10 protein-coding genes are annotated in these 9986 nt (G+C 67.8%); all 10 read right to left on the reverse strand.

Annotation, left to right across the window (positions count from 1 at the left end; all coding sequences use genetic code 11):
• Positions 1 to 253 precede the first annotated feature (253 nt).
• Positions 254 to 2413 (reverse strand): SAM-dependent DNA methyltransferase, encoded by a 2160-nt coding sequence (locus FJY73_13035; protein ID MBM3321581.1) that lies wholly within the window; start codon positions 2411 to 2413, stop codon positions 254 to 256.
• Between the two features lie 220 nt (positions 2414 to 2633).
• The gene (locus FJY73_13040) at positions 2634 to 4826 is read right to left on the reverse strand and encodes a DUF3857 domain-containing protein (GenBank protein ID MBM3321582.1); all 2193 of its coding nucleotides are present in this window, start codon (positions 4824 to 4826) and stop codon (positions 2634 to 2636) included.
• A 95-nt stretch (positions 4827 to 4921) separates the two neighbouring features.
• Positions 4922 to 5146, reverse strand: coding sequence for a hypothetical protein (locus FJY73_13045; GenBank protein ID MBM3321583.1), 225 nt, complete (start codon positions 5144 to 5146; stop codon positions 4922 to 4924).
• 286 nt (positions 5147 to 5432) lie between these two features.
• Positions 5433 to 6080 (reverse strand): metal-dependent hydrolase, encoded by a 648-nt coding sequence (locus tag FJY73_13050; protein ID MBM3321584.1) that lies wholly within the window; start codon positions 6078 to 6080, stop codon positions 5433 to 5435.
• 450 nt (positions 6081 to 6530) lie between these two features.
• A complete protein-coding gene (locus tag FJY73_13055) occupies positions 6531 to 7499 on the reverse strand; it encodes a TonB family protein (GenBank protein ID MBM3321585.1) in 969 nt (322 codons plus the stop codon).
• The gene (locus FJY73_13060; protein ID MBM3321586.1) at positions 7496 to 7975 is read right to left on the reverse strand and encodes a biopolymer transporter ExbD; all 480 of its coding nucleotides are present in this window, start codon (positions 7973 to 7975) and stop codon (positions 7496 to 7498) included. The genes FJY73_13055 and FJY73_13060 overlap by 4 nt, the downstream gene beginning before the upstream one ends.
• Positions 7972 to 8466 (reverse strand): biopolymer transporter ExbD, encoded by a 495-nt coding sequence (locus FJY73_13065; GenBank protein ID MBM3321587.1) that lies wholly within the window; start codon positions 8464 to 8466, stop codon positions 7972 to 7974. The genes FJY73_13060 and FJY73_13065 overlap by 4 nt, the downstream gene beginning before the upstream one ends.
• Positions 8463 to 9308 (reverse strand): MotA/TolQ/ExbB proton channel family protein, encoded by an 846-nt coding sequence (locus tag FJY73_13070; GenBank protein ID MBM3321588.1) that lies wholly within the window; start codon positions 9306 to 9308, stop codon positions 8463 to 8465. The genes FJY73_13065 and FJY73_13070 overlap by 4 nt, the downstream gene beginning before the upstream one ends.
• Before the next feature lie 38 nt (positions 9309 to 9346).
• Positions 9347 to 9643, reverse strand: coding sequence for a hypothetical protein (locus FJY73_13075; protein MBM3321589.1), 297 nt, complete (start codon positions 9641 to 9643; stop codon positions 9347 to 9349).
• Positions 9640 to 9963, reverse strand: a complete 324-nt coding sequence (locus FJY73_13080; protein MBM3321590.1) for a hypothetical protein — start codon at positions 9961 to 9963, stop codon at positions 9640 to 9642. Before FJY73_13080 ends, FJY73_13075 begins: the two co-directional genes overlap by 4 nt.
• Between the last annotated feature and the right edge of the window lie 23 nt (positions 9964 to 9986).

Consider the following 9986-nt stretch of genomic DNA (forward strand, 5'->3'; position numbering starts at 1 on the left):
CCGATGCGCTCCACGGCACCGGAGCGGAGGAAGGCCGGGAGCTGGTCGCGGGTCAGTCCAGCCGACTCGAGCTGCACCGGGCGGAAAAACCCGGTGATTCCGGCGGCGCGGAGCCTATCGGCAGGCTTGTCGGGTTCCTCGTGATGGCGCGTTTTGTCGGCACGGCTCTTTGACATGCCGACAATATGCGCTATACCTCAGCTCCTGTCAACACAAAACGTCGGCACATATCCGCGAGTGCCGACACTTTTAGTCATTCCGTCGCCCGCCCCCCCGTCACCTCCCCCAGCATCCGCACGATGTCGCCCTCGATGGCCCGGATGTCGGACTCGATCTCCTCGAGGGGGCGGGGCGGCGTGTAGCGGTAGAAGTAGCGGTTGAAGTTGATCTCGTAGCCGATAAGGCCGACGCGGCCGTCCTTTGGGTCGCGCTTGGCCGTGTCGATCCAGGCGTCCGGGACGTGGGGTCTCACCTCGCGCTCGAAGAAAGCGCGAACGCTGGCCGGCACGCCTTCGGTGTCCACAGGGCCGTCGCCCCCGGGCAGCGGAACGCTCTCGGTGTCGCGCAGCTCGGGATCGGGCTCGAGGTTGCCGTCGGCGTCGCGGCAGATGGCCGCCGTCTCGTCGCGCTCCGAGAGTGCCGAAAGGATCGCCTCGCGGGTCGGCGCCGGTAGCTTCATGCCCACCTTCCGGGTGGCCGCATGGAGCGCACCCTCGAACTCGGTGCGATCCTTGAACAGGGTGCCTGGGAGCCCGCGCACCAGGATACGGATCGCTTCCTGGAGCTTGCGCCCCTCGGCCTGCTCCGTCGCTCCTGCCGCGCCCTTCTTCTTCGACTGCGCGAGGGCCTGGAATCCCCTCTCCTCCTCGAGCCGGGGGACCCGCTCGGGACTCGCCTGGAAGTTGAGCCGGAGCGGCCGCTCGACGGTGATCTTGCGGAAGCCGAAATGCGTGGTCGGGAAGATGCGGCTGACGACCGCCTCTTCCTCCTTGCCGTCTTTCGTGATCCGCCCTGTCCCACCGTCCTTGAAATCGGTAAGGAGCTTCACGATGTCCCGCGCCTTTTCCGGCGGGATCTCGCGTCGCTTGTCGCCGAGGCTCTTGCGCATCGGGACCCAGAACGAGGTCGCGTCGATGAGCTGGACCTTGCCCTTGCGCTCGGCGCGCTTCCGATTGGTCACGACCCACACGTAGGTGGCGATGCCGGTGTTGTAGAAGAGCTGCTCGGGGAGCGCGATCAGGGCTTCGAGCAAATCGTGCTCGAGGATGAAGCGGCGGATCTCGCTCTCGCCGCTCCCGGCGTCGCCCGTGAAGAGCGGCGAGCCATTCATAATGATGGCGACGCGCGAGCCGCCGTCCTTCGGCTCCTTCGCGTGGACCAGCATGTGCAAGAGGAAGAGAAGCTGGCCGTCGCTGATCCGCGGAAGACCAGGGGCGAAACGGCCCGAGGCGCTACGCTCGTGCTCGGCGCGCACGGCGTCTTCGTCGCGCTTCCAGTCCTTGCCGTAGGGCGGATTGGCGATCAGGTAGTCGAAACCGCGTCCCGCGTGGCGGTCGTTGGACAGGACGCTGCCATAGGCAATGTTGTCCGCGTCGCGTCCGGTCGGGTCCTTCATGTAAAGGTCCGACCTCGAGACGGCCCACGTCTCGGGATTCACCTCCTGCCCAAAGAGGTGGATCTCGGCGTCCGGGTTGATCGCGGGCCGGATGATCTCGCCGTTTCGGCGCCAGCCGATGGTGATGTGCTCCTTGGTGATCATGAGCATGCCGCCCGAGCCGCAGCAAGGGTCGTAGACCGTGCACACGATCCCCTTGCGCCGGATACGGTCCTGGTCGCCCGCGAGCATCAGGTCCACCATCAGGTGCACGACATCGCGCGGCGTGAAGTGCTCGCCGGGGTTCTCGTTCAGCGCCTCGTTGAACTTGCGGATCAGCTCTTCGAAGATCGTGCCCATCGTCGGGTTGTCGATCTTGTCCGGGTGGAGGTCGACGTTCTTGAAGCGCTCGAGGACTTGGAAGAGCAGGCCCGCCTCGTCGAGCTTGGCTGTAGTGTTGTCGAAGTCGAACTTCTCAAGCACCTCGCGCATGTTCGGGCTGAACCCGGCGATGTAGTTGCGCAGGTTGGCCGCAAGGTGAGGCGCGTCGGCGAGCAACTTCTCGAAGTCATAGCGGGACGTGTTGTAGAAGGCGAAGCCGGACGCCGTGCGGAGGTCGCGCTCAAGGTTCTCCAGACCCTTGCCCTTGAGCTTGGCCTGCGTCGCGAGCACCCTCTCCTTCGTATCCGCAAGCACGCAATCAAGGCGGCGTAGCACCGTGAGCGGGAGGATGACGTCCTGATACTTACCACGCTTGAAGGTGTCGCGAATGAGGTCCGCGACACCCCAGAGGAAGCTGACGATCTCGCTGTGGTTCATCTCTCCCTATCCATTCTCTTGAGTGGGCACCTTCGCCGTCCCGAATCCCAGCAGCATCGTGAGGACCTCGCCCTCGAAGGACTGGTCGGACGACATCGAACCGTCGGAGAGTACGAAACCGGCGACGCCCGCAGGTGCCAGGTGGTGCCCGATGGGCTGCACCGTTGATGCGCCTCGTTCTGAACCCAAAGGGAACAATCGAGCGGATGCCGAAAGCGATCTACCCCCCGATCACCAACTCCTCCTCGCTCCGCTTGCGGAGAATGATCGTCTTCCCCTCGTTCGCGAGGAACTGATCGAACATCTCGCGGAGCTGGGGCGCCGCCTCGACCGGAAGCTCGGTCTCGTCGAGCGTGTACTCCATCAGGTACTCGATCGTCCCTTCGAAGCGCGAGAAGGTCATGTGGACCTTGCCGAACGGCTTCCGGTACTCCTGTTCCTCGGGGAGCGAAACGACCGCGTACCCTTCCGGCACGCGGAAGCGCGTCTTCTCCTCCCCTCTCTCCTCGAACGCGAAGCGGATCGGAAGGCTGCGCGCGTCGCCGACCGCGAAGTATTGGAGCGGAACCGACCGCCCGAAGAGAGCGGCGGAGAGGACGAGCGTGTCCCCCCGCTCCTCGACGAGCTCCGCCGGATAGGCGATCGTGCCGCGGAACCGGTAGTCCTCCTCGTTCGTGAGGCCGCGCGTGTCGGCCCAATCGCCGAGCGCGCAGCCGGCGGGGAAGTTCTGGCCGGCCCACACGCGCCGCGTTTCTTCCCCGCGCTCGTCGCCGCCCACGTAGAAGCGCTCCCGGAAGACCCGATTCGCCTCTCCGCGCCCCACGCACTCGATCGACTTCTTCCACGCGCCCGACTCGTCGCGGGAGAGCTCGCCCTCAAGAGCCCAGCCGTTCCGGCTCGACGAGGAGACCGGAACGGGAAGCCACTCCGGCTCGTCCCCCGCGCGGACGACGAGCACCATCTGCCCTTCGATCGACGCCGCCGGATCCTCGATCCCCGCCGCCTTGTCCGTCGGGTCCAGGAAGAAGACGTCTCCTTCCGAACGGGCCACGGCGAGCGCGCGGTCGAACTGGAGGAGCGCCGGGAACTCGGTCCGCACCGCACCGTGCTCGTTCGTGGAGACGATCGCGAAGTCCGCCTCGACCTCGGCCACGCGGAGCATCCCGACGAGGATTCCGGCGAGGTCCTTCGGCGCGATCTCAGGAAGATCGAACACATCGACCGGCCGGTTGGGGAAGTACCCGTCGCGGCCCAAAGGCAGATCGAGGACCTCGTAGCGGTCCTGCACGTAGCGATAGATCGCCGCGATCTCTTCCCTCTGGGTGGTCGGCTCTTCCGAGGGAGGCGCGCTCATCGAATCCGCCATCCCTTCCTCCGCTCCCTCTCCCGGAAGGGAGCCCGCCTCTCCTCCTCGGAGAGCCTCCTCGGCGACCCTCCGCTCCACCTGCTTCGCCGCCTCGTACGACTCGATCGCTTCGCGGGCGAGCCCTCGGAGAATCCGGTCGCTTCCTCCCAAGGTGAGCGCTTGGGTGACCCCCTCCGCGTACCACTCGAGGACCTTCGACCAGTTCGCCTCGAAGTTCGGGCTGAACACGATCCGCGGCATGACGTCGCCGAGAGGAGGCGCGAAGGGCTCCCGGACCGCCGGCCTTAGGTTCTTCTGCCGCCAGATCCATTGGAACACCTCTCCCCTCGCGGTCGCAGTGCTCTTCTGCTCCGGGTCCTGGATCCGGAGGCTCTTCAGCGCGTTCGACCACCACGGGTTTTGCATCGCGTAGCTTTGGGGGAAGTTGTAGCTCATCTCCATCCGATAGGTCGGAAGGCGCGATGCGAAGACCCGATCCTGGAAGCCGAACGCCTCCTCCCCCTCGACCGTGTAGTGCAGGGTGACGACGCACGGGATCGGCAGGTCCTCGAGGCGGAAGACAAGGTCCTTTACGCGTTGATAAATCTCCCCCGCGTCCGGATAGGCCGAGCGGACCTGGATGCGATCCGCCGGCACGGGAACGCGATTCCCCTTGCGACCCACGATCTCGAGGCTGTGGTGCGTGATCACCTGCCCGGCGAGGTAGGGGACCGCGTACTCGCGCATCGCCGCCGCGCCCCCCTCGTCGAGAACGGCGAACTGTCTTGAGTAGCGGTTCGTCGTCGTGTAGCGCGATCCGAGCGCGAGCGCCGCCGCGCGGTCCGCGGCGAGGCCGCCCCGCTCCGTGTCGGAAATATCGCGCCGCGCGACCTCTCCGGTGTACTCCACGTCCACCGTGACGTCGTCGAGGAGACAGACCAGGCTCTCCCCCGAGTACTTCTTGAAGAGATCGTTCCAGAACTGCTCCGTCTTCGGCCCCGCGTGCCCAACCCCGAAGAGAAGCAGAAACGCGGCGAGACCCCAGGCGGCCCGCGTCACGCTCTTCATGTTCCTCCCCCTTTGATCCCCGATGCGATCGTCCATGCTCGTCCCGCGCCCCGCGCCCCGCGCCCCGCGCGCTCGCCGGCGCGCCGCGGGAGGCGCTATTCGTGCTCCGCCTCCTCGACTCCCGAGGAGGCCCCCTCGTCCTCTTCGAAATCGAAATCGTCGTCGTCGAGTCGATCCACGGAGTCTCCGGTCACCTCCGCGTAGCAGACCTGGCAGAGATAGTAGCCGTCGTATTCCTGAGCGCAGCCCTCGCAGAGCCACGCCTCGCACCGATAGCAAGTCTCCACGGCGTTCGCGCTGCCGCAGGTCTGGCAGGTCATGGATCCTCACCGCCCTTTCTCTCGACCGATCTGCGCCTCTCGACCGATCCTGGCCGAGGGGCCGATCGCTCCGCTCTCCCCCCGGGAGAACAGGAAGAAACCCTTCGTGACTATCCCCCAAACAACGCCCGAAAGCTACTCCCGGAGGTCCGGGAACGCCAACGAAAAGCGGGAGGCTTCTCGCGCGATCCGCCCTCTCCCCGATACCTCGAAACGACTTGAGTCCACATCTTCAACCACTTGTCAATGCACCTGTTTCACGTTCGCATCGGGCGAGAGCTCTCGGTCAGCCGACCGCGAGCTCCTCCCCCGGACGGAGGACGCGGACCTTCGCCCGTCCGCCCACCTTCTCGACGAAGCGGTCCGCGGTCGCATCCAGGATCGGGAAGGTCCCGTAGTGGATCGGAACCGCTGTCTTGGCTCCGCAGAGCGCGACCGCCTTGGCGGCCGAGTCGGCCCCCATCGTGAAGCGATCGCCGATCGGGACGAACGCGACGTCGATCGAGAAGAACTCGGGAAGTAGCCCCATGTCGGAGAGAAGACCGGTGTCTCCCATGTGGTAGACGGTTTTCCCGTCCATCTCGATGATCATGCCCGAGACCGGTCCGGTGTGGATCGCCGCGACCATGCTGAAGCGCACGCCCTTGGAGACGATGCTCCCCCCGATGTTCATCGGCTCCACCGGAATCCCCTGCTTCTCCGCTTCGCTTGTCACCTCGAAGAGCGAGACGACCGTCGCGCCGGTCCGCTTCGCGATCGGGTACGCGTCCCCGAGGTGATCGCCGTGCGCGTGCGTGAGCACGAGAAAGTCGAGCGCGGTGATCTCTTCGGGACGAACGGCCGCTTTCGGGTTCCCCGTGAGGAACGGATCGATGAGGATCGTCCGGCTCCCGGCGATCCATACGGCCGAATGGCCGAGCCATCTGACCTTCATGGCCCCCTCCTTCTCTGTCGAATCCGAGAATCGAAGACGGACCGAGTATAGGCGGGAAGCGCGCGGGAGGCAAGATGCCCGGGAAGGAGCGCCCTTCCCGGGCGGGCGGAGCGAAGGTCGGTCTCGGCTAGCCTGGATGATGCACGCGTTTTCGTCGCGAGGACGCGGAGCGCGTGCCGAGAGGCCGACCTGGACGAGCCGCTCCCGGAAACGTAGCCCCGGCCCCCCGGCGCGCTAGGACTTGTCGCTCGTAACCGTCGCGACAAGATCCAAGCGCGCCACGGGTCCCTGTTGAGGAAGCGGCGACGGAAGGGAAGCCTTGCAGGCGTCTTCTCGCGCGACCGAGGCGGGCACCCGTCCCGGAGGGACGGGTCGCCGAGGAAGCTCCCGGAGCGCGGAAGCGCGGAGGGAGATCTGCGGCCGCAGTAGGAAACGCGTGCATGATCCAGGCTAAGGCCCGGAGGAGAAGTGGAACGAATAGCGGACGACGGTCTCGCACCCCGCCTCGGGGGAGAAGATCCACGCCCGCATCCGCTCGAGAACGCACGCCTCCATCTCCGGATCGTGGAAGGTGCGGGAGAGGATCTCGGCGCTCACGACCCGCCCCGAGGCGTCGATCACGAAGCGGACGCCGATCTCTCCCTCCTGGTCCGGGTTCCGAAGAAGGCTCCGGTTGTAGCAGCCGCGCACGCCCCCGCGATGTCCCTGCACGACGCGCGCGATCTCCGCTTCTTCGCGGCAGCCGCCCCCCTCGAGATACGGAAGCTCTCCGCTCCCCCCGAGCGCGCCTCGGTCCTCGAGGATGATCGCCCGCCCGCCTCCGTCCCCGAACGAGGCGACGAGCTCCTCGGCGCGCTGCGTGGCGACCCCGCCCCCGAAGCCGCTCCCCACCCCCTCGCCGAAACCGATCCCGGCGGCCCCGCGCGCGGGAAGGCCGGTCGACTTCCGCACGTCGCCGACCCCGCGAAGAAGCTGCGCGATTCCATCTGATGCGTGAACCGTTCCACCTTCAAGGGACGAGACGCGCGTCCCCTCGTTTGTCCCGCCGAGGTGCCCGAGCACCCCCATCTGGGTGACCCGGGCGAGCGGGTCGCCCCCTCCCCCTCCGCTCTTCCGTCCCTTCGGAGGGGGCGCCGGCTCCTCGCCGCTCCGCCGCCCCGGGTTCCTGCTCGCGGGCGTCTCCTCGATCCGCGGCGGAAGCGGGCGGAAGCGCTCGAGCGGCGCCGGAAGCTCCTCGGCGAGACGGAGCGCGAGCGGCTTCGGATCCTCGATCCCCCAGACGCCGATGGGGAACTCCGCCGTCCGCCCGCGCGTCGCGATCACGGCGCCGAGCGAGAGATGCGCGGCGAGCGAGAGGAGCGCGATCCGTCCAAGCGCCCTCCACTCCCCCGACCGAGACGCGAGCGATCCGGCGCTCATGGTCTCCCCTCCCCCGCCGGCTCCTTCTCGACCGCGGCGAGCGCGAGATCTTGATAGCCGGATTGATGACACGTGAACAACACGCGGTAGAGGACCGCGAAGGGAACCCTCCGGTCCCCTTCGATGAGAAGGCGCCGCGAGCCGGGATCCCCGCCCGCCGCCTCCGCGAGCGCGGCCCCGAGCCCGGGGACAAAGAGCCCGCTCCCCGCGAGGATCTCTTCGCGGCCGAGGACGCGGTCCTCGCCGATCGTGACGCCGTCGGCGGCGATCGCGAGCACGAGGTCCCCCTCCCGCACCCCCTCGGGGGACGAGGACTCCGGAAGCTCGAGGTCCTGCGCCGCGTGGAGGAGCGCCCCCTCCGGCGAAAACGACTTGAGAAGAAAGATGAGAAGGATCGTGAGAATGTCGACGAGGGACGTCAGGGTCAGGATCCCCGCGCCGCTTCTCTTTCCTCGGATCCGGCTTCGGGCGATCATCGGGGCCCTCCCGCGCCCGTCTCTCCGGGCTCGTGCAGCGCCGAAAGGGCGATCTCCGCGAAGCCGCCCTCACGGCAGACATCCATGATCGCGACGACCTCCTCGTAGGAGATCCCCGACTCCGCGGCGACGGTGACGCGCGTCTCTTCCGGATGCTCGCGCCGAACCGACGCGAGAAGGGACGCGAGCGCGCCCCGGTCGATCGGCCCGTCCTCGCGAAGGATCGTCGGGAGGAAGCCGCCGCTTCCGCCGACCGTCACGCCCGCCTCCGCGACCACGACCACGAGGTTCAGCGCGCTCGCCTCCGGCGCGACGTCGATCCCGCTCTCCCCGCTCCCGGCCGGCGGGATCTCCAGCTCGAGCACGGTGATGTTCGCGAAGACCGCCGCGAGAAGGAGAACCGGCACGAGAACGGTGAAGAGGTTCATCAAGGGAACCATGTCGAGATCCGCCGTCCGGTCCTTGGGAAGCGTCTTCCGTCCGGGGATCATTTCATATCCCCCGAGACCACGAAGTCGACGAGCCGCTCCTCGCGCGCGCGGACGCCCGTCTTCGATTCCTCGTACGGATCGGCTTGCGGCGTCCGGTTCCACTCCTGAAGGAGGTTCGTGAGCACGGCGAGCCTCGACTCCGCCTCCTCGACGAGCCGGTCCGCGCGCGCGCCGAGAAGCCCGTGCGCCGCGAGCGACGGGATCGCGACGAGGAGCCCGAGCCCGGTCGTCGCCATCGCCACGCTGATGCCGGCGGCGAGCGCCGCCGTCCGCTGCGCGGCGGGAACGTTCGCGAGCGCGTCGAAGGCCATGATGAGCCCGACGATCGTGCCGAGAAGCCCGAGAAGCGTCGCGAGGTTCGCCGCGACCGCGAGGAGCGAGATCCTCCGGTGCACGACCGGGATCTCGCCGAGGTACGCCTCGTCGAGAAGACTCTGCAGCTCCTCCGGACGATGGCCGTGCCGCACGCCGAGCACGCTCCGCGCGACGCGCCCGAACGGAGTCCGGCTCCGATCCGCCACCGCCCGCGCTTCCTCGATCCTCCGATCCTTGACGAGGCGTGCCGTGTGGTCGAAGAGATCCCGGTCCCCCCGCGAGGCGCGGTGGAGGAAGATCGCCTTCTCGATCGTCACGGTGGCGGCGAACGCGCTCACGAGGAGGATCGCCCACATGAAGGGCGCACCGACCCCCGAGAACGCGTTCCCGGCGAACTGGAGAAGGCGTCCGATCTCCCCGGCCGAGGCGGCGGGCGCGGTCCCCCCGGCGAGGGAGACCCCTTCCGCGGCCGCGCGGCCCGCCGCAGCGAGAAGCCCGAACAGGACGCAATCCAGCGATCTCTTCATGACGGTCACTCCCTTCGCGCGAACCGGACCCTCGGGTCCTAGCCGCGCCGCTGTCGATCCATCAGACATAAAGTTTCCTTGTCGAAGGCCGCCTTGTCGATCGGCGGAAGCTCCGCGGCGGCAAGATCCCGCCGGAGCGGAAAGAGCTCGAAGAAGAGGCCTCCGGTCCTCTCCCGAATGAAGAGGGTCGTCGGGCTCGGCACTCTCCCCTCGATCGTGAGGGTTTCGAGGTCGATCGTTTGCCGGCGCGTCGTCTCCTCCGGCGAGCCGGGGGAGGCGGCGCGGAGGGGAGAGACGAGAGCGAGAAGAAGCGGGACGAGGAGAAGCGTTCTCATCGGTTCTCTCCTTCGCGGCGTCCCGCCTCCTCTCCCCCGCGAAGGGAGAGGTCCGCGGGAACGACTTCCGGGGACGCGTCCGGGAGCGAGAGGAGCCACTCGGCCGCCCGCGCCTCGAAGGCGCGCGCCTTCTCCTCGACGAGCCCGCGGTAGAGAACGAGGTCCTCCCCCGCGAGGCCGCCCGGCTCGGGAGCCTCCCGGAGGAGCGCGGCGCCCTCCTCGAGCGAGGCGGACGCCCGGAGCGCGAGCGCCGCCCGGTTCGCGCTCCGCGTGTGCGTCCCCTCGATCGACTCCTGCCGCCGGAGAAGATCCGCCGCCACGCTCCACTTCTCGTCGCACCGTT

The organism is Candidatus Eisenbacteria bacterium, assembly GCA_016867715.1.
In the GTDB taxonomy this organism is placed as follows: Bacteria; Orphanbacterota; Orphanbacteria; order Orphanbacterales; family Orphanbacteraceae; genus VGIW01.

What these genes read in the sequence shown, in the direction of transcription:
- FJY73_13035 (MBM3321581.1), bottom strand. Translation starts at nt 2,413, where the DNA reads ATGAACCACAGCGAGATCGTCAGCTTCCTCTGGGGTGTCGCGGACCTC.
- FJY73_13040 (MBM3321582.1), bottom strand. Translation starts at nt 4,826, where the DNA reads ATGAAGAGCGTGACGCGGGCCGCCTGGGGTCTCGCCGCGTTTCTGCTT.
- FJY73_13045 (MBM3321583.1), bottom strand. Translation starts at nt 5,146, where the DNA reads ATGACCTGCCAGACCTGCGGCAGCGCGAACGCCGTGGAGACTTGCTAT.
- FJY73_13050 (MBM3321584.1), bottom strand. Translation starts at nt 6,080, where the DNA reads ATGAAGGTCAGATGGCTCGGCCATTCGGCCGTATGGATCGCCGGGAGC.
- FJY73_13055 (MBM3321585.1), bottom strand. Translation starts at nt 7,499, where the DNA reads ATGAGCGCCGGATCGCTCGCGTCTCGGTCGGGGGAGTGGAGGGCGCTT.
- FJY73_13060 (MBM3321586.1), bottom strand. Translation starts at nt 7,975, where the DNA reads ATGATCGCCCGAAGCCGGATCCGAGGAAAGAGAAGCGGCGCGGGGATC.
- FJY73_13065 (MBM3321587.1), bottom strand. Translation starts at nt 8,466, where the DNA reads ATGATCCCCGGACGGAAGACGCTTCCCAAGGACCGGACGGCGGATCTC.
- FJY73_13070 (MBM3321588.1), bottom strand. Translation starts at nt 9,308, where the DNA reads ATGAAGAGATCGCTGGATTGCGTCCTGTTCGGGCTTCTCGCTGCGGCG.
- FJY73_13075 (MBM3321589.1), bottom strand. Translation starts at nt 9,643, where the DNA reads ATGAGAACGCTTCTCCTCGTCCCGCTTCTTCTCGCTCTCGTCTCTCCC.